Origin of the sequence: Nocardia sp. NPDC046763 (genome assembly GCF_040645495.1) — a bacterium.
In the GTDB taxonomy this organism is placed as follows: domain Bacteria; phylum Actinomycetota; class Actinomycetes; order Mycobacteriales; family Mycobacteriaceae; genus Nocardia.
Map to the genome: position 1 here is coordinate 1 of NZ_JBEYYI010000055.1, position 19,501 is coordinate 19,501.

The window sequence follows — 19,501 nt, forward strand, 5'->3', positions numbered from 1 at the left end:
GGGTCGGCGTAGTGCCTCCACAGCTGCGCCGGGGTCGCGGTGGTGGACTCGGTGTGCGCGAACTTCCACATGACTTGCAATCTCCCTCGATCGAACCCGATTTAGTATGCGCACATACTATCTTCGAGCTGTCGGATCCCGCAAGTCCCAGCACCGTCGCACCACACCCCGACCGGTCTGCCCGCCGTCGGGTCGGCGGCAAGGACAGTTACGACAACCGAGGCAACACTGGCAGCATCACGCACCAGTAGGCCAGCAACCGTAGCTTGACGAGCGACTGTGCTTGTGCCAGCGCCCCTATCCGCACGGCTTCGGGGCCGCCCGTGACGAGTGCCCGCAAGCCTTCCTCGATCCATCCGCCTCGCGGTGTGCGCGCCACGGCCACGGTGTGCCTCCTCACGTCGGCAAGGAGTATACGGGGGCGTATAGATGGGTTTATGTTCGATCTATACGCCACCGTATAGATCGGAGCCGAGCTCGTGAGACTTCCTCCCACCGCTCACACCAACCGCCCCTGGCGGATCCACGACATCGCCGACGACTTCACCGTGGAGGACGTATGGGCGTTGCCCACCCCGGGCGGCCCCGACGACTTCCATTGGCTGGTAAGCCAATTCGCCGAAGGAGTCAGCGGTGGAGCGACCGGCGACAGCGCGATCTCCCGGGCGCTGTTCGCCATTCGCTGGAAGCTCGGAGCGCTGCTCGGCTGGGACCGGCCCGATACCGGCACCGGCGGTCGGCTGCCCTCCCTGTACGACCGCTTGCCCGCCGACCTTCGCGCGGGCTCCAGGGGCCCGGACCTCGGCACATCGCTGTTCCGGTCCGTCTACCAACTGGAGAACGAGTGGGCAGCCGAAATGGGCAACACGACCGTCCATGCGGTCATGCACCTCGGCTGGGTTGCGGACGGAACCGGCGGCTACCGCGGCCAGATGGCTGTCCTGGTGAAGCCGAACGGCCTGTTGGGCACCCTCTACATGGCCGGTATCAAGCCTTTTCGGTATCTCGGTGTGTATCCGGCGCTGATGCGCGCCATCGGCCACGAGTGGCGAGCGAACGCCGGCGCCGAGACCTCGCACGGCAAAGGTGTTGCGGTACACACGATCTTCGAGAAGATCGCCGGATACTACGACCGGATGAACGTGGTCATGACGCTCGGCCGCCATGCGCGCTGGTGCCGTGAAGTGGCCGCCCGCGCCGTGCCGCCCGCGGGCGGACAACTGTTGGACCTGGCCACCGGGACAGGTGCAATCGCTCTGGCGGCGGCACAGATGTATCCCACTGTCGTTGTGACCGGTGCCGACTTCTCCGAGGCGATGCTGGCTCGCGCACGGATCAAATCCCGGGCCGGCGCGGTTCGATGGCAGCAGGCCGACGCGACCCGGCTGCCGTTCGACGACGAGTCCTTCGACGCGGTTACCGAAGGCTATCTGCTCCGCAACGTCGAAGACCTCCCCGGAGTGCTTCGCGAACAGCACCGGGTCCTCGTGCCCGGCGGCCGGATCGTCATCCTCGAAACCTGCCCTCCCAGCGGCCCGTTGAAGCCGATCCTCGAGTGGGGGATGCGCACGATCATTCCGCTGCTGGGGCAGACGATTGCTCGCGACCGGTCGTCGTACACCTACCTCGAATACAGCGCCCTCGCCTTTACCTCACCCCAACATGTCGCGAATGTCCTGCGCGAAACCGGTTTTCAGAACATCGGATGGAGCAAGAAGTTCCTCGGCACCAATGTCATCCTCTGGGCCGACAAGCCACGATGATCGGTCAGAAAGAATGCGTTCAAGAACTCGGTTCCCGATAGTCGGCAGCATGCTTACTCGCATCGGGGCCGTGATTGAGCGTCGGGCGCGGCCTTGGGCCCGGTCACTGTGGGTCACCAGATGTTCCAGGTTCTCCTGAGCGGTTTGACTTCACGGTCCGCGCGCTCCAGCTTCGGAACCAGGTCGGTGAAGTATCGCCGGGCGTCGCAGCTGTCGTCGCAATGCTGGTGCTGCCTCAGACCGTTTTGTGCCACTTGCAGATTCATGACCGGATAGTCCGGTGCGTCGTGCGAGATAATGGTCATGGCCCGCTCCCGGTGGTCCGTTCGCCCGCACGGATCACGGCGATGGCCTGACGCTTCTTGCCGCACACGGACATCGGGCAGGACTCATGGATTCGGAGGACATCGCGCGCGTAACCGATCGACATCGCGCTGATCGCCTCATGATTCTCGATGGGTATGCCGTACATGGCTGGCGCTCCGGTTGTCGGCGTTGATGTTTGGTGGCCCCCGACCGCCGGTACGGCCTGAACGTGCGACCCGTTTTCGAAGGGCACGATCGGAACTTGTTGACCGGGCCGGCTATTCAGGTTCCCGGCGGCCGGGGGTAACTACTGGTCTACGCCGTCCGGTCACTGCGTGGAACGTTCCAGAGGGCAATGTGCTTGAAAAGGTTTCCGCCATCCAAAGTTGGCGAGAGAATCATTCCAAAATTGCATGAGACCGGTAGAGAGGCTAAGCGAATGGCTGTTGGCTCCATCGTTCCACGCCGCCTGATCGGGCGGACACTGAAGCAGCTACGCGAGCAGTCCGGCGTCCCGGCGGTCAAGGCGTACAGACTGATAGATGTTTCGCCCCAAACACTCTGGAGACTCGAAACGGGACAACCGGGCACGAAGATCCGGGAAGTGGACGTGCACGCCCTCTGCCGGCTTTATGGCGCCGACGAAGACACTACTGCCGCCCTCATCGGTCTGATTGCCGAAACGAAGAGTCCAGGGTGGTGGCACGACTACGGGTCCGCGGTGCCGTCGTATTTCGATCTGTACCTGGGCATGGAGGAATCCGCCCGGAAGCTCACCACGCTCCACCTGAATCTCCTGCCCGGACTGCTCCAGACGCCGAGCTATCGGCGCGCGGTGATCTGGGCTGCCTACCCCGGTATGCCGACAGCGGAAGTCGAACAGCGCATCGAGATTTCGGCGAAACGCCAGCAGCGGTTGCAGGAGCCCCCGGCCGACTTCAGCGTCGTCATGTACATCTGTGAATCCGCCCTGCGCTGGTCGGTCGGCAGTCCGGCCGTCATGGCCGAGCAGCTTCGGCACATCGCGAGCGTGTCGAAGCTACCCACGGTGTCGATCCGGGTGGTGCCGCTCGGCGTGGCAACTCCATTGCCGCTGATCGTTGGTACGTTCACACTGATGGAGTTCCCCGCGTACGCGGACTCCCGCCTGACGGAACCACCATTGGTGTACGTGGAGGGCTTCACGGGCGCGCTGTACCTGGACAAGCCTGGCGAGCTGGACCTCTACAAGGCGGCGGTGAGAACCCTCCGCACGGTGGCGAAAAGCGGGCAGGACGCCAGGGAACTGGTACTGAACATTGCAAAGGAGTACGAGTGAACGCCGACCTGTCCGAGGCGGATTGGTACAAGAGCAGCCGAAGCGGCCCCAACCAGGACTGCGTCGAGGTTGCACATCTGGACGGGGGCACCGTGGGGGTACGGGACTCGAAGGACGTGGCCGGCCCGGCTCTGGTCTTCGCGCCGGGCGAGTGGGACGCCTTCAATGCAGCCGTGAAGAACGGAAAGTTCGACCGGTCCTGACGGACCATGACGACTGTGGGAGTCTGGGCGTGGTGTCCGGGCACTCGCTTCTTCATGCGTAACAAGATCTCCCACCAGCCTCGACACGTATACGACATGATCCGTTGAACACCCATCAAAGGAGATGTGCGATGCAGGTTAGGTCAGCAGTGGTCACCGGCGGCGCAGTGGTCGCTGGGTTCTTGGCAAGCGTTGTTCCGGGTGTGGCCCACGCCGACTTCATCGACCCGACGCCATACGTGGACGCCAACGGCGTGGCATGGTTCAACATGGCGGGAGACAACTGTTCGATCGCCCCGAATGGTGTTGTGGGGTGCGATCTTCCGAGTCCGGCACCGATCATGTCGATGACGATCGCGGGTATGACGATCCCGGTGCCCTACGTGCCGGCCGTTGCCATCGACACGGCCTACTTTCCCTCACACCCGCAGTGGGGCTCCAATGGCAGCCACACCCAGCAGGGTGGCAATACCGCGATCGTGCCGGGGGTCAACCAGTACACGACGTCGGTCAACTATGCCGGGGCCACGTGCACGGTCTCGGTCCGCGATGACGTGGTGTGCTCGGGGATGAGCCACGAATTCCGCATCGCGGGGCTGCAGGCGTCCGGAAACTGAACCGGGACAATCGGATCGGTCGCCCGCCTCGCTGCTAGTCGCGCAGGAGAAGCGCGAGGTAGAGGCGGGTGGCCACGGCGTCGAAGGGTTCGGTGCCCGGATCGGAGTAGGTGCGTGCGCCGGGGAGGTCGGTGGCGTACGCGCGGGCGGCCTCAGCCAGTGCACCCATGATGCCTGCCGACCGCTGGATGGCGGACTTCTTGGCCCACGCCAGGGAGCGGGCCGATTCGGGCAGCAGCCGCTCGCAGGCGATGCGGACGCACAGCTTGTCGGCGGGGGCTCCGTCGTGCGGGCCGAACAGTGCTGGGGGCGCGAGGGTTCGGGCGAGTTCCCAGAAGCGGACGGTTTGGAAGGCGTGCACGATATGGTCGGCGCGGTCGCCCAGGATACGGGGGTAGAAGTCCGGGACGAGCCGGTCGGCGGTGAAGTTGTGGGCGGATTCCGTGCGGGCGATGCGGTCGAGTTCCGCGGTGGCCTCGGGTGAATCGATCGGGTGCGCGAGGGTTTTACCCCCCGCGAAGATGGCGTCCGCGCCGCTGCCGGTCAGGATCGGGCCGGTGACGCCGAGACGGTCCAGGACCGGCTGGATGGCGAGCATCGGGACGGCGTACGAAACCTCCCACAGCTCGGGCACTTTCAGGCGTTCCAACGATTCTCGCGCCAACGCCGCCACGGCGGGGGCGTCCAGTTCGACGATGTCGTGCGGCAGGCCGAGGGCGGTGGCGGCGGCCGTGGCGTTGGCGCGGTCGGTGCCGTCGGCGGTCAGCACGGTGAGGGCGTGCGGGCGATGTCCCAGGGCGACGGCGGTGGCGGCCAGGAAGATCGAGTCGACGCCGCCGGACAGCAGGATGACCGGCTCGGCGGGCATGGCCTCGAACACCGCGCGCAGCCGGTCGCGGGTCTCGGCCGCCACCAGTTCGGCGGCGTGCCCGGGATCGGTGAGACGGCGCGAATCCGGGTCGGGGGTGGCGATATCGCGCAGGTCCGCGACGAATTGCATGGGTGCGCCGCTCTGGGCGGCGGGTGCGGTGTGTGCTGCGGCCGGTCGTCCCACGCGGCTCAGCCTACTGCGGCGCGATACCGGCTCGGATTCCCAGCTGGCACATAGGTAGGACCCATGTCCCGCCCACGTGCGGACCTTTGGATGGGAGTCACGGCAGGCCGATCGGCCGACCGTCCCTCCGAGAAAGGTTCTGCGCGTTGAAATCCTCGTCTGTGACCCCGTCCCGCCTGCGCCGCGTGACCGCCCGCATCGCCGTGGCCGGTGTGCTCGCCGCGGTGCCGCTGGCCGCGCTGGCCATCCCCGCCTCGGCCGCCACCACCGACTCCGGGATTCCGGTGGTCAGCCAGATCGCCGACCCTGATTGGAATCACGATCGCGGCGGCGACAACCAGGACCGCCACGGCGACCAGGATCGGCACGACCGGCCTGGCGACCAGAATCGCGGCCCGGATCAGCCGCAGCCCCAGCCCGAGCCGCAGGCCCAGCCGCAGCCGCCGACCGGCTCCTTCGGCTGACCGTCACCGCCGTATCGGCTGACCGCCGCCGTGCGCTCAGCCCGCGGCGGGCAGGCGCACGGTGAATTCCGTACGGCCGGGACGGCTTTCGACGTCGATGGCGCCGCCGTGCGCCTTCACCACCGCCGCCACGATGGACAGGCCGAGCCCGGTGCTGCCGGCGCGTCGCGAACGCGACGAATCACCGCGCGCGAAGCGTTCGAAGACCTCCGGCTGCAGTTCCGTGGGAATGCCCGGTCCATCGTCGGTGACCCGCCAGATCGCCCCGCCCCGGCCGTCCTCGGCCAGGGCGGTGGTGACCCGGGTGCCGGGTCCGGTGTGCACACGCGCATTGGCGAGCAGGTTGGCCAGCACCTGGTGCAGGCGGGCCGTGTCGCCGGTGACCACGATCGGCTCGGGCGGTAATTCCAGCGCCCACTGCAGATCCGGGCCGGCGATGTGGGCGTCGCTGACCGCGTCCACGGTGAGCCGGGTCAGGTCCACCGGCGTGTGCTCGATCCCGCGCCCAGCGTCCAGGCGAGCCAGCAGCAGCATGTCCTCCACCAGGGTCGTCATGCGCCGGGACTCGGAGTCGACGCGGCTCATGGCGTGCGCGACCACCGGCGGCAGCGTATCCCGCTCCCGCAGCGCCAGTTCCGCGTAACCGCGGATGGACGACAGCGGGGTGCGCAGCTCGTGGCTGGCGTCGGCCAGGAACCGCCGGATCCGGGTCTCGCTGGCGTGCCGAGCCTCCAGCGCGCCCGCGATGTGGTCGAGCATGCGGTTGATGGCCATGCCGAGCTGACCGACCTCGGTGCGGGCGCCGGCGTCGGCGACCGGAACCCGCACGGGCAGGGTCACTTCCCCGCGATCCAGCCGCAGGTCCGCGACCCGCGCGGCGGTGGCGGCGACCCGATCCAGCGGAGTCAGGGCGCGCCGGATGAGCCAGATGCCCGCGGAGGTCGCCACCACCAGGACCACGGCGGTGACGATCAGCAGGATCAGGAGCACCCGCATGAGGGTGGCGTCGACCGAGGCCAGCGGCAGTCCCGTGATCACCGTCTTGCCCGACCGGGTGGTCTCGGCGAGCACGCGATACTGGCCCTGGCCCGCGATATTCATCGAGACGGGCTTATCGGGAGTGACGGCGGCCAGCTGCTTGCGGGCCGCCTCCGACAGGGCGGACTGCACGCCGTCGCTGCCGACGCGGCCCGCGGTCATCGAGTGGTCGCGGTCCACGAGCGCGCCGACCGTATCCGGTTGGATGCTGCGGCGATTCAGGAATTCCGGTCCCGGACCGGACGACTCGCCCGTGGACGGCGGCGGGCCGGGGGCATTGTGCTGGTCCGGCGGCGGGCCGAGGCCGGAACCGCCACCCACGTCACCGAGGGCATGCTCTGTCGTCTGGATGAGGTCGACGTCCACCTGGTGCACCAGGAACTGTTGCAGCGCAAGCTCGGTCGCGATGCCGATGCCCGCGACCACGACCACCAGCAGCACCACCTGCCCGACCAGCAGCCGCCTTCGCAGCGACCAGCGGCGGCGCGGCCTCGGCTCGGCGGGCGGGCCCGAAGGTACAGGGAGCTCGTTCATGGGCTCATCGCGTCGCTTCATGGACTCACCCCGCTCGTTCGTGGATGGGGACCGAGCTCGGACTCACCGAACTCCAGCGTGGACTCACCGAGCCGGCTTGAGGACATAGCCCGCACCCCGCAGTGTGTGGATCATCGGCGCGTGGCCGCTGTCGATCTTCTTACGCAGATAGGAGACATACAGTTCGACGATGTTGGAGCGGCCACCGAAGTCGTAACTCCAGACCCGGTCCAGGATCTGCGCCTTGCTCAGCACCCGGCGGGGGTTGCGCATGAACAGCCGCAGCAGCTCGAATTCCGTTGAGGTCAGTGCGATGTCGACGCCGTCGCGGGTGACCTCGTGGCTGTCCTCGTCGAGCACCAGGTCGCCGACCACCAGCCGCGAGCCGCTGTCCTCGCTCGCGACGCCCGCGCGCCGCAGCAGCGCCCGCAGCCGCAGCACCACCTCGTCGATGCTGAAGGGCTTGGTGACGTAGTCGTCACCGCCCGCGGTGAACCCGGCGATCCGGTCCTCGACCGAATCCTTGGCGGTCAGCAGCAGGACCGGCAGATCCGGGATCAGGTAGCGCAGCCGGTCGAGCACCTCGAGACCGGTCATATCGGGCAGCATCACATCGAGCACGGCCACATCGGGCCGCAGTTCGCGCGCCCTGGCAACGGCCGTGCGCCCATCGCCCGCGGTGCCGACGGTCCAGCCCTCGTAACGCAGGGCCAGGGCGAGCAATTCGGCCAGCGCCGGTTCGTCGTCCACCACCAGCACGCTGACGGGACTGCCGTCGGCACGACGCATGGCGGAGCGCTCGATCGGGGTGTTTCCCGAGGTCAGAACTGACATCGTTACAGCGTCGGGGAAATCGCTGGGCCGAAGCTGTACCGAAGCTATGGGTCAGCTGTGAGAGCTGTGCCCCGGCTGTGCGGACCGCAGGAAGTCGCGCCGAGGTCTGTGCGGCGCGTCCGTTGGCAAGGTCAAATCGATTGCCCCACATCGGTGGCCACCAAGCGGTCCAGGGCGCGTTCGGCCAGGGCCGCGATGGTCATCGACGGGTTGCAGGCGGCGGTGTTGCCGGGCATGAGCGCGCCGTCGAGGACGTACAGGCCGGGTTGGCCGTGGACGCGGCCGTCGAGGTCGCACACCGTGCCCATGCTCGCGCCGCCCAGCGGATGCCAGGTGGACGGGAACGCGAGATTGGTGTCGAGCAGGGCGCTCGACGGTCCGGCGATGCGCTGCACCGCGGGGCCGATGTGGTCGTCCTGGATGGCGGCATCGCCGTCGGCGGGCCAGTGCAGGGTCGCGGCATCGGTCGCCGAGTCGTAGCGGAACTCGCCGCGGCCGGTGCTGAGCCCGTAGCCGACCATCATGGTGCTGTGCGCGTCCATCGACAGCGGCGGAATGGACGCCTGGCTGACGGTGTGCGCGTTGTCCGGGTCATCCCAGTTCAAGCTGCCGTAGACGACGGGACCGCCCTGGGCGGGGCCGAATTCCCCGGTGGGAGCCGACCAGACGTAGATGCGGTCGGCATTGGTGCCCCACCCGCGGCCGAGATTGTCCGGGAGATCGGGGATCTGGCCCTTCGCCCCCGCGCGCACCAGCAGACGGGTGGTATTGAGGCTGCCCGCGGCCATGACCAGGGCATTGGTCGTGAGGATCTTGTTCTCCAGCACCGTGCCCGCGGTATCGGTGCGGTTCACGTGCACGACCCAGCGGCCGTCCGCGGCGCGCTCGATGTCGGTGACCTCGTGCAGGGTCTCGACGGTGACGCAACCGGTGGCCTCGGCAGCGGCGATATAGGTTACGTCGACCGAGTGCTTGCCGCCGTTGTTGACGCCCATGGCCCCGTCACCGTTGGTGTAGGAGGGAGCCATCTCGCCGCGGAGTTCGGCGAGTGCGAAGTTCCAGTCGATGGGCATGGGGATCTTCGACAGCGGCAGACCGGCCCGGCGGACGTGATCGGCGAAAACCCTTGCGGCGGTGTAGTTCGGCGTGTTGATCAGTTCGTCGGGAGCCACGGCCAGGCCGAGCATGCGGGCGACCCGGGGGTAGTAGACGGAATTCAGGGATTCCCAGTCGAATCCATCCGGGAAATGAGCGCTGAAGACCGCCTCCGTGGGCTGGAGCGACATGCCCTGGTAGACAAGCGAACCGCCGCCCAGGCCGGCCGCGCACAGGGCGGTCATGTGCTGACCCGGCACCGCCTCGACGAGGCCGGTGTACTTGTCGAAAGCCACCGGCTTGCCGAACAATTCGGGGCTCGAGCGATGCCACAGGATGCGCTTGTCCGGTGCGGTGGCATGCGGGAAGGTCTGCGCATTCGGTCCGGTGGGCCAGCGCAGGCCGCGCTCGAGCAGCAGCACCTGGACGCCGGCTTCGGCCAGGCGCAGGGCGGTGACGCCGCCACCGAAACCGGAGCCGATGACGATGACCCGATGGTCTTCGCGGGTGAGCTCCACCCGCTTGACCCGGGCGGCGATTCCTGCGCGGGCGACCGGCGCGGTCGCGAGCAGAGCAGCGGTGGCGGCTGCTCCGGACAGCAGGGAGCGACGCGAGATATCTGGCATTGGACACCTTGGAAGGTTCGTGCGGTTGTTGAGTAACCCGGTTACTCAAGTAACGGCGTTACTGTAACTGCATGGCCAAGGAGACGGAAGAGGCATTACGGGCACGGATCCTGCTCGAGGTCCGCACGCTGCTCGAATCCGACGGCTACGACGCCGTCCAGCTGCGCGAAGTCGCGCGCCGCGCCCGCGTCTCGCTCACCACCATCTACAAGCTCTTCCCCACGCGCGACGAGTTGCTCGTCTCCGCCATCGAAGCCTGGATGGAGGACAACACCTACATCCCGATGGAGTCCCCGCCCCCCGGTGAATCCATTCGTGACGGCCTGCTCCGCGTCATCCGCCACGTCTTCGATCCCTGGGAACGCCACCCGATCATGCTCGAGGCCTACCACCGGGCCCGCATCGGTCCGGCCAACCAGCGCCTCGACAATCACGGCCTGGACGCCGTCCTCCCCATCGCCGCCGCCGTTCTCGCCGGCGCCGAGCCCCGCTACCTCGAGGACATCGCCGTCGTCCTCTCCAACATGACCTTCTCCCTGCTCGGCCAATGCGCCGACGGCACCCTCCAGGTCTCCGAAGTCCTTCCGATCCTCGAACGCGCCGTCTACCGCCTGACGGCCGACAACGAGCCCGAGGCCACCGAGGCCCTCCGTCGCCGCGACTCCGCCACCTCCGTCCCCCTGCGCCCCGACGTAGCCGCCCCGTTCCGCCGCGTCCCTACGGATTCCCCTGCGCCACAACAACCCTGACGCTCTCCCCCGCACCCCGCTCGAGCCCCTTTGCACGGTAACGTTCGGATGTCGAATCCGAGGAAAGGCTCTCCACCCTATGGGCAATAGCTGGCTGCGTCACCTGTCCCCTGCGCCGAGGAATGGCTCCCACAAGTTGGTCTGCTTTCCGCACGCCGGCGGATCCGCCCTCTCTTTCGGATCATTGGCCGAGTGCGTCGGTTCGGATTTCGACGTTGTCGCCGTTCAATATCCGGGACGGCAGGACAGAAGGCACGAACGGCTCGTGGGCGATATTTCAGGGCTTGTCGACGGCTTGCTTCCCGAGTTGATCGAAGCCGTCGGGGATGCCGAGAATTTTTCGGTGTTCGGCCACAGCATGGGATCCGTCGTGGCTTTCGAGTCGTGCCGTCGGCTCGAGGATGAGGCAGGGGCAACGGCGACAGTGCTTTTCGCTTCCGGCCGCTGCGCTCCGTCGGCGACACAAACCGGGCGTGTGCATCTGCTCGGCGATCGAGAACTGTGTGAACAATTGCTCCGGGTCGGCGGTACGCCCGCGGTACTGCTCGAGGATCCCGAGTTTCGGGAATTGATCCTGTCGATCGTCAGGAACGACTATCGAGCCATCGAGACCTACGCGTGCACGACGGACGCAATGGTCAAGTCCCCCATCGTCGCACTGGTCGGCGACCGTGACCCCGATGCGAGTTTCGCGGACATCCAGCCGTGGAGCTCACACACCTCCGGAAGCTTCGCCGCGCAATCGTTTCCGGGCGGTCACTTCTTCATCGATGCGAATTCCCGCGCGGTGGCGGAGCTGATCCGCGAGCACAGCTCGGCGGCGCTGTCGAGCTAGCGAGAACGACCGGGTGAGCCTGCGCTCGCCCGGTCCAGCACGCAGCCGGTGCGGCGCGCGATCGCGGCGTGACGTCTGTCGAACCTTCGAGAAGTATTGTGGCTCCTCGGGACGCATTTCGGGTCACCCCAGATTCGGTGCGGTCATGAGCGTGGCGGTGTCGGCACGCACGATCCCGGGCAGCGCCAAGCCGACCCCGACGACTCGCACGTCCTCAGCCCGCGCTGTAATCAGTTCTGTGCTGAGCTCGCCGAGTCGGGCCGAGCAGGTGGCTGGTCGAATGTTCCGCCAGTCGCCGATCTCGCTGCGTTCGCCCGCGATGTCCCCGGACAATGTGATTGCCCGAGCGGTCAAACGATTCGTATCCACCCGCAGCCCCAGGGCGATGAGGCGGCTTGCGGCGATGATCGGCGTTTCATCGGCTGATCAAATGAGAGGAGCGTGCGATGTCCCGCCAACCCACACCGCAGGACAGGTTCTCGTTCGGACTGTGGACAGTCGGCTGGAGCGGCGCTGATCCGTTCGGTGCCGCGACCCGTCCGACACTGGATCCGTGGGACTACGTCGACGGGCTGGCCCAGCTCGGGGCCTGGGCAATCAGCTTCCACGACAACGACATCTACCCATTCGACGCCGATGAGACCATTCAGCGGCGACGGGTCGCCCGGGTGAAGGACGCGGCCGATCGTGCTGGCTTGACAATCGAGATGGTCACCACCAACACCTTCACCCACCCGGTGTTCAAGGAGGGTGGACTGTGCGCCAACGACCGGGCGGTCCGTCGCTTCGCGTTGCGGAAGATCCTGCACGCGGTCGATCTGGCCGGACAGGTCGATGCCGCTACCTTCGTCATGTGGGGCGGCCGTGAGGGCAGTGAATACGACGGATCCAAGGACCTCTACGCCGCGCTCGAACGGTACAAGGAGGGCATCGACACCGTCGCGGCCTACATCAAGGCACAGGGATACGACCTGCGCATCGCATTGGAGCCGAAACCCAACGAACCGCGCGGCGACATCCTGCTGCCCACCGTGGGACACGCTCTCGCGCTGATCGCGGAGCTCGACCATGCTGATCTGGTCGGGGTCAACCCCGAGACCGGCCACGAGCAGATGGCGGGACTCAACTACACCCATGCGATCGGGCAGGCGTTGTGGAGCGGCAAGTTGTTCCACATCGACCTCAACGGGCAGCGCGGCGCGAAATACGACCAGGACCTGGTGTTCGGCCACGGCGATTTGATGTCGGCGTTCTTCACCGTGGACCTGCTCGAGAATGGGTTCCCCGGCTATCCCGACGGCCCTCGCTACACCGGGGCCCGGCACTTCGACTACAAACCCTCACGCACCGAACACATGCCCGGGGTGTGGGAATCGGCACGAGCGAACATGTCGACCTACCTGATGCTGGCCGACAGGGCCCGCGCATTCCGGGCCGACCCTCGCGTGCAGGAGGCGATGACACACGCCGGGGTGTTCGACCTCGCCCAACCGACACTGGGCGAGGGTGAATCGGTACAGGCGTTCGCGGCGGCCCGAGACCAACTGTTCGACCCCGACACTGCCGCGACGCGCGACTACGGTTTCGTGCGCTTGCACCAACTCGCCGTCGAGCATGTGATCGGATGAGGCCATGACACTGGTGGCTGGGGTCGATTCCTCGACGCAATCCTGCAAGGTTGTCATCCGCGACGCCCACACCGGCCGGCCGGTGCGCTCGGGTGCCGCCCCACACCCGCCCGGCACCGAGATCGATCCCGAATATTGGTGGCAGGCATTGCAATCGGCGATTCAGCAGGCCGGCGGCCTCGACGACGTGGCCGCGGTCTCGGTCGGCGGGCAGCAGCACGGACTCGTCTGCCTGGACGCCCGCGGCGCGGTGATCCGTCCAGCGTTGCTGTGGAACGACACCCGATCCGCTACTGCCGCACGCGACCTTGTTCACGAGATGGGCGACGGCGATGGCGACGCAGGCGTGCGGCGTTGGGTCGACGCGGTCGGCACCGCACCGGTCGCGTCGCTGACCGTCACGAAACTGCGCTGGCTCGCCGACCACGAGCCCGCCAATGCCGCCCGTATCGCAGCGATCGCGCTGCCCCATGATTGGCTGAGCTGGCGGTTGCGCGGTGCGAGGTCGCTCGACGACCTGGTCACCGACCGTAGCGAAGCGTCGGGCACCGGCTATTTCGATCCGGTGTCCGGTATCTACCGGCGTGAGCTGCTGGCAATGGCCTTGCGGTTCAGCCAGACCCACGCGGAGGGCATCGTGTTGCCGGCGGTCTCGGCGCCGACGGAGCCCGCAGGCACCTGCGACCCTGCACTGGGCCGGCCGGAGATGATCGTCGGGCCCGGATGCGGCGACAACGCCGGCGCAGCACTGGGTTTGGGACTGCGTGCCGGTGAGGTGATGCTCTCGCTGGGTACCTCGGGCGTGATCGCCGCCGTCACGACCACGCCGGTCCGGGACCCGTCCGGCACGGTGGCGGGCTTCGCCGACGCTACCGGTCGTTTTCTTCCACTGGTGTGCACTCTCAACGCGGCCAGGATCCTCGAGGCGACCGCCACCGTCCTCGGCGTGGATCTCGACGAGCTGTCGGCGTTGGCGCTGGCGGCGTCACCCGGCGCGGGCGGGCTGGTGCAGGTGCCCTACCTGCAGGGCGAGCGGACGCCGAATCTTCCCCACGCCACCGGCAGCTTGTACGGCATGACGATGGAGTCGATGACCCGGGAGAATATCGCCCGGGCGGCGGTGGAGTCGCTGTTGTGCCTGACCGCCGCTGCTGCCGACGTGTTCCGTCGTGGTTCGGTACCCGTCGACCGGATCACGCTGACTGGTGGCGGTGCACGCTCGGCAGCCGTGTGCGCCATCGCGCCGGCGGTGTTCGGGGTGCCCGTCGATGTTCCCGTTCCAGGTGAATACGTCGCCGCGGGAGCCGCTCGCCAAGCAGCGTGGGTGATGTCGTCGACCCCGCATCCCCCTGCCTGGCCGTCGGCCACAACCCGCACCTTTGCTGCAGACCCCTCGCCGGAATTGCTGACCCGATACCGGGAGGCGGCAGCCCGCTCACACCCGTGACGTTCGGTGCCGTTGCCAGATCCCATGCATCGCTGCCGATTTCGGTACCCTCGTAGCCCGCCGACAGTCGATGCCCGCCGACAGTCGATCGATCGCCAGGCCGCGTGAGGTGAGTGAAGTCGTGGATCACTTGGCGCACATAGCTTTCCGGGACCGGCGGCAATGCCGCCACCCCGAATACCGCATCAACCTCGAACACGGCATTGGGCGAGGACGACCGGGTGAGCCTGGGCTCACCCGGTCGTCGCCGCTAACCGGCGAGCCAGCTCTCGATCACGACCGCGGCGTCCGCCGAGCCGTCCTCGAGGATCGTGAAGTGATCAGCCTGGACCGGCACGACGGAATGCGTTGCGTCCCAGGGCTGGGCCTGCCAGTCCGCACGGTCCGATGAGCTCCCCATGAATGACAGGGCGCACTGGACGAACAAGGTCGGCGTGACAACGGGACCGGGCGCCATCTCCTGGAGCAGCCGCACGTACCAGCCCATGCCGGACAAGCGGGCCTGGTCGAAGCGGCCGAATGTCGCCTCGTTGGACACCATGTGCTCGGCCATCGCTCGCAGCAGCCATTCGCCGCCGCCATCGTCCACCCGGTAGGTATCCAACATGACCACTTTCGCGGGCGCGGGTCCGCCCACCGCCTCCAGGTGCTCGGTGAGGAGGTAGGCCAGCAGGCCGCCCGAGGAGTACCCGAGCAGCACGAACGGATCTCCTTGCGCCGCTTCGAGAACGCTGCGGGCCAGGGCCTCCAGGGCCGCCGTCGGCGTCGCCGGCAGGGGTTCTCCCGTCCGGCAGCCGATCGGTGACAGCCCCACAACCTCACGGGCAGTTCGCAGGTGCGAGGCGATCCTGGCGTACTGATGCGCACCGCCGGTGGCCAGTGGCGGTGCGAGGCAGATGATCCGCGGCAGGGCCGAACCCGCCGCGACTCGCGCCGGCGCCGGTAGGCGGTCCAGTTCGGACGCCGACGAGAACTGCTCGCGCAGCTCCGCCGCCAGGTTCAACAGGGAAAAGCCGGTACCGACCCGGCCGGATTCCACCGCGCCCCGGAACATTCCGTACAGCGAGTCGTCCTCGCTCACGAGCTCGCTGCCGCTGCGTGTGGCTGTGGTGAGCTCCTTCCGCAGGTACCGGGCCAGTGCCGCAGGCGTTTTGTGATCGAAGATCGCGGCGGTCGGCAGGGTCAGTCCGGTGGAGGCGTTCAGGGTGGTCCGCAACTCCATGGCGGCCAGTGAGTCGAACCCGGCCTCGAGGAAGTCCCGCTCGGGGTCGAGAGCGTCGGCGCTCTCGTGCCCGAGCAGTCTGGCGGCGTTCTCGAGGATGTGGGTCCGGAGCCACTGTTCCTGTTCGGACTCCGAGAGCTGTGCCAGCTGCCTGCGCAGCGCTCCCGCGTCCTGTGTTCCGCTGCTGTGCCGACGCCCGGCCCGTTTGGCCAGGTCGCCGAGCAGTGCGGGCACCGCGTCCCGGGCGCGCAGCGCGGCCAGGTCGATCTCGACCGGCACGTGCACCGGACGCGTCGTCGACACTGCCGCGTCGAACAATTCGAGTGCCTTGTCCGCGGCCAGCGGCGGCATGCCCTGGCGCCGCATGCGCAGCCGGTCGGCTTGGCTGAGCCATTGCGACAGTCCGGTTTCGATGTCCCACAGACCGTAGGCGAGCGAGGTGGCCGGTAGGCCCTCGGCGTGCCGGAAGGTGGCGAGGGCGTCGAGGAACACATTGGCCGCCGCGTAACCGCCTTGCCCGGCAGGCAGGATCGAGCCTGCCACCGAGGAGATCATCACGAATGCGGACAGTCCGGCGTCGCGGGTGAGTTCGTGCAGATACCACGCGGCGTCGGCCTTGGCGCCGAGGCAGTAGTCGATCTGCTCCGGCGTCAAGGTGTCGACCAGACCGTTGTGGGCGACGCCCGCCACGTGGACGACCGCACCCAGCGGATGCTCCGCGGGTATCGCAGCGAGCAGGTCCCGCAACGCATTTCGGTCGGTGACATCGCAGGCGGCCACACGGACCCGGGCGCCGAGAGCGCCGAGTTCCTCGATCAGATCCGCGGCAGCGGCCGGACCGCGACGGCCGGCCAGCAGCAGGTGCCGCACACCGTGGTTGGTCACCAGATGCTCGGCGATGTGGCGACCGATCCCGCCGGTACCGCCGGTAATCAGTACCGTCCGTTCGGGATCCCACGGTGCCCGCGGCTCCGGTTCGGGCGCCGCCGAGCGAACCAGGCGCGGCACCCGCGCCCCGTTCGCGTCGACAGCTAGTTCCGGCTCACCCGAGATCGCCGCGGCGACAAGGTGATCCGCCGCCGTCTCCGCACGCGCCTCGACGAGCACGATCCGCCCGGGATTCTCCGCCTGCGCCGCGCGCACCAGACCCCACACCGCAGCCGCGGCCGGGTCGGCCTCGGAGTCGGTGATCACAGCCAAAGTGGCTGCGGCATACCGTTCTTCGCTCAGGAACTGCTGGATGACACCGAGCGTGCGGTGCAGGGCCGTGCGCAATCGGATTGGCACGTCGTCGCCGTCGACCGTGGGCCGGAAGAGCAGGACCGAGGCCGTCTCCGCGCCGCCCCACTCGGCCCACGAGACTCCCGCCGCCGAACGCACTTCAGGACCGGGCCGCCAGGTCAGCTCGTACAGCGCGTCCTGTGAGGACCGGGCCGCCCCCGAGAGCAGTTCGACCGACAGCGGGCGCAATGCGAGCGACCGTACCGAAAGCAGTGGCACGCCAACGGAATCGGCCATCGCCAGGGTGACTTCTCCCTGGTTCAGCCACGTCAACCGGGCCCGCACCCGCCGGGCGCCGTCCGCGTGCACACGCACCGAAGACCATGCGAACGGCACCAGGGTCGGCCGCTCGGCGTGCTCGTCCACGCCCTCGGGAAGGCCGAAGGACAGCGCGTGCATGGCCGAGTCGAGCAGCGCGGGATGCACACCATAGCCCTGAGCCGAGGTCTGCTCGGGGAGAGCGACTTCGGCGAAGAGATCCGCCCCGCGACGCCACAGGGCCGACAGCCCTTGGAATGCGGGCCCGTAGTGGTACCCGTTCTCGGCGAGTTCGTCGTAGGCGCCGTCCAACGGGACGGCCGTGACACCGGCCGGTGGCCACTGGACGAAGTCGGCCCAGCCGTCGTCGCCGGCCTCCTGGCCCGGACTCACCGTGCCGTGCGCGTGGTGGGTCCACGAGAGCGACGGATCGTCCACGTCCTTGCGCGAGTAGATGTCGAGCCCTCGGCGACCGGTGTCATCGCCGTCGCCGACGATCACCTGGATCTGTACTCCGCCATGCCCGTGCAACACCAGCGGCGCCAGCAGTGTGAGTTCCTCGAGCTCCGGACAGTCGACCTGGTCTCCGGCGTGCACGGCGAGCTCGACGAATCCGGTGCCGGGGAGCAGTGCCGTGCCGAGCACATCATGATCGGCCAGCCAGGGATGGGTGGCCGTGGACAGGCGGCCGGTGAACCTGACTCCGCCGTTCTCCGGCTGTGCCACCATCGCGCCGAGCATGGGGTGCTCGGTGGACCGCAGGCCGAGCGCGTGCGCTTCGCCGGTGTGCAGTGGGCCGGTGGCCCAGAAGCGGCGGTGCTGGAAGCTGTAGGTCGGGAGGTCGGTCTTCGTGCCACCGACTCCGGCGTAGTAGCTGGTCCAATCCACCGTCGCACCGGTGACGTGCAGACGGGCGAGGCCCGTCAGCAGGGTCACGGGGGTCGCGTTGTCCCGTCTGGTGAGAGCGATTGTGGTCGCGGTATCGAGGGTTTGGGCGATCATCGGGGTCAGCACCGCATCGGGACCGACCTCGGCGAACCTGGACACACCCAGGTCGGCGGCCGTCGCGACCGCGTCGGCGAACCGGACGGTCCCCCGGACCTGACGCACCCAATACGCCGGATCCGACATCTCATCGGTTACCCGCAGACCGGTCACCGTCGACACCAGCGGGATACGGGGGCGGGCGAACGCCAAACCTTGTATCACTGTGGCGAATTCGGCCAGCATGGGTTCCATCGAGGCCGAATGGAAGGCATGCGACACACGCAACCTGTGGGTGCGCCAGCCCATTTCGGCACAACGGTCGGCGACGGCCACGACATCGTTCTCGACCCCGGACAACACCACCGACGCAGGTCCGTTGACCGCCGCGATCGACACCTCACCGACCAGCAACGCCAACACATCGGACTCGGACGCACCGACCGCGACCATCGCCCCACCGGTCGGCAGCGCCTGCATCAACCGGCCACGGGCAGCCACCAGCACACACGCATCCCTCAGAGACAACACACCCGCCACATGCGCGGCAGCCACCTCACCGATCGAATGACCAGCCACCACATCCGCACGCACACCCCACGATTCGAGCAGCCGGAACAACGCCACCTCGAACGCGAACAAACCCGCCTGCGCAAACACCGTGTGATCGACGAGGTCAACACTGGTCAACGCAGTACTCAGCGAAACCGACTGCCCCAGCAGCGGATCCAGCTCGGCAACGATCCCGTCGAACGCCTCGGCGAACGCCGGATACGCCGCACGCAGCTCAGTGGCCATACCGGCCCACTGCGCACCCTGACCCGAGAACACCACACCCGTCGAACCCGACGCCACGCGGCCGGACACCACACCGGGGGCCTGTTCACCGGCAGCCAAGGACCGCACTCCGGCGAGCAGGCCATCACGACTCTCGGCCACCACAACCGCGCGATGCTCGAAAACTGCACGCGTGGACGCCAGTGAGAAGCCGATATCCGCCGGATTCAGGTCGCGAGCTCCGACGTGGGACGCCAGGCGGGCAGCCTGACCGCCGAGTGCCTCGCCACTTCGTGCCGAAACCACCCAGGGCAGCGGTCCGTCAGCGCGGGCAGTCGTCGTCACCGGTGCCTGATCCACCGCCGGAGCTTGCTCGACGATGACATGGGCATTGGTGCCGCTGATACCGAACGAGGACACACCAGCACGACGCGGACGATCCACCTCCGGCCACGCCACCGCCTCGGT

At 67.7% G+C, this 19,501-nt stretch carries 16 protein-coding genes and 1 pseudogene; 9 read left to right on the forward strand and 8 right to left on the reverse strand.

The window, feature by feature from the left end; translation table 11 throughout:
* Positions 1-286 precede the first annotated feature (286 nt).
* Positions 287-385, reverse strand: a pseudogene (locus tag ABZ909_RS42255) (TetR/AcrR family transcriptional regulator); the annotation flags it as partial.
* Positions 386-479: 94 nt separating this feature from the next.
* Here ABZ909_RS42255 and ABZ909_RS42260 point away from each other — a divergent pair.
* Complete coding sequence (locus tag ABZ909_RS42260; RefSeq protein ID WP_357011804.1) at positions 480-1,763, forward strand: ubiquinone/menaquinone biosynthesis methyltransferase; 1,284 nt, start codon at positions 480-482, stop codon at positions 1,761-1,763.
* Positions 1,764-1,876: 113 nt separating this feature from the next.
* Here ABZ909_RS42260 and ABZ909_RS42265 read toward each other — a convergent pair whose 3' ends face one another.
* Positions 1,877-2,068 (reverse strand): hypothetical protein, encoded by a 192-nt coding sequence (locus tag ABZ909_RS42265; protein WP_357011806.1) that lies wholly within the window; start codon positions 2,066-2,068, stop codon positions 1,877-1,879.
* Between the two features lie 410 nt (positions 2,069-2,478).
* On the opposite strand from ABZ909_RS42265, the gene ABZ909_RS42270 reads away from it, so the two are divergent.
* From ABZ909_RS42270 to ABZ909_RS42280, 3 genes are all read left to right on the forward strand, one after another.
* Complete coding sequence (locus ABZ909_RS42270) at positions 2,479-3,387, forward strand: helix-turn-helix transcriptional regulator (RefSeq protein ID WP_357011808.1); 909 nt, start codon at positions 2,479-2,481, stop codon at positions 3,385-3,387.
* Complete coding sequence (locus tag ABZ909_RS42275) at positions 3,384-3,590, forward strand: DUF397 domain-containing protein (protein ID WP_357011810.1); 207 nt, start codon at positions 3,384-3,386, stop codon at positions 3,588-3,590. Before ABZ909_RS42270 ends, ABZ909_RS42275 begins: the two co-directional genes overlap by 4 nt.
* Before the next feature lie 131 nt (positions 3,591-3,721).
* Entirely contained in the window at positions 3,722-4,207 is a 486-nt protein-coding gene (locus tag ABZ909_RS42280; protein ID WP_357011812.1) for a hypothetical protein, read from the forward strand.
* A 34-nt stretch (positions 4,208-4,241) separates the two neighbouring features.
* Here the strand turns inward: ABZ909_RS42280 and ABZ909_RS42285 are convergent, their stop codons facing one another.
* A complete protein-coding gene (locus tag ABZ909_RS42285; RefSeq protein WP_357011814.1) occupies positions 4,242-5,261 on the reverse strand; it encodes an asparagine synthase-related protein in 1,020 nt (339 codons plus the stop codon).
* Positions 5,262-5,407: 146 nt separating this feature from the next.
* Between ABZ909_RS42285 and ABZ909_RS42290 the strand changes: the two genes are divergently transcribed.
* The gene (locus tag ABZ909_RS42290) at positions 5,408-5,725 is read left to right on the forward strand and encodes a hypothetical protein (protein WP_357011816.1); all 318 of its coding nucleotides are present in this window, start codon (positions 5,408-5,410) and stop codon (positions 5,723-5,725) included.
* 36 nt (positions 5,726-5,761) lie between these two features.
* Here the strand turns inward: ABZ909_RS42290 and ABZ909_RS42295 are convergent, their stop codons facing one another.
* From ABZ909_RS42295 to ABZ909_RS42305, 3 genes are all read right to left on the reverse strand, one after another.
* Positions 5,762-7,297: a HAMP domain-containing sensor histidine kinase gene (locus tag ABZ909_RS42295; protein ID WP_357011836.1), complete on the reverse strand. Its 1,536-nt coding sequence runs from the start codon at positions 7,295-7,297 to the stop codon at positions 5,762-5,764.
* 84 nt (positions 7,298-7,381) lie between these two features.
* Entirely contained in the window at positions 7,382-8,086 is a 705-nt protein-coding gene (locus tag ABZ909_RS42300; RefSeq protein ID WP_357011838.1) for a response regulator transcription factor, read from the reverse strand.
* A 176-nt stretch (positions 8,087-8,262) separates the two neighbouring features.
* Positions 8,263-9,852: a GMC oxidoreductase gene (locus ABZ909_RS42305; protein ID WP_357011818.1), complete on the reverse strand. Its 1,590-nt coding sequence runs from the start codon at positions 9,850-9,852 to the stop codon at positions 8,263-8,265.
* A 71-nt stretch (positions 9,853-9,923) separates the two neighbouring features.
* Between ABZ909_RS42305 and ABZ909_RS42310 the strand changes: the two genes are divergently transcribed.
* Complete coding sequence (locus ABZ909_RS42310) at positions 9,924-10,601, forward strand: TetR family transcriptional regulator (protein WP_357011820.1); 678 nt, start codon at positions 9,924-9,926, stop codon at positions 10,599-10,601.
* Between the two features lie 79 nt (positions 10,602-10,680).
* Positions 10,681-11,436, forward strand: coding sequence for an alpha/beta fold hydrolase (locus ABZ909_RS42315; RefSeq protein WP_357011822.1), 756 nt, complete (start codon positions 10,681-10,683; stop codon positions 11,434-11,436).
* Positions 11,437-11,559: 123 nt separating this feature from the next.
* Here the strand turns inward: ABZ909_RS42315 and ABZ909_RS42320 are convergent, their stop codons facing one another.
* Positions 11,560-11,790, reverse strand: coding sequence for a hypothetical protein (locus tag ABZ909_RS42320; protein ID WP_357011825.1), 231 nt, complete (start codon positions 11,788-11,790; stop codon positions 11,560-11,562).
* 92 nt (positions 11,791-11,882) lie between these two features.
* Between ABZ909_RS42320 and xylA the strand changes: the two genes are divergently transcribed.
* The gene (gene xylA / locus ABZ909_RS42325; protein WP_357011827.1) at positions 11,883-13,064 is read left to right on the forward strand and encodes a xylose isomerase; all 1,182 of its coding nucleotides are present in this window, start codon (positions 11,883-11,885) and stop codon (positions 13,062-13,064) included.
* A 4-nt stretch (positions 13,065-13,068) separates the two neighbouring features.
* On the forward strand, positions 13,069-14,511 hold the full coding sequence (locus ABZ909_RS42330) for an FGGY family carbohydrate kinase (protein WP_357011830.1): 1,443 nt from the start codon (positions 13,069-13,071) through the stop codon (positions 14,509-14,511).
* A gap of 250 nt (positions 14,512-14,761) precedes the next feature.
* Here the strand turns inward: ABZ909_RS42330 and ABZ909_RS42335 are convergent, their stop codons facing one another.
* A complete protein-coding gene (locus ABZ909_RS42335; protein ID WP_357011833.1) occupies positions 14,762-19,492 on the reverse strand; it encodes a type I polyketide synthase in 4,731 nt (1,576 codons plus the stop codon).
* Positions 19,493-19,501 lie beyond the last annotated feature (9 nt).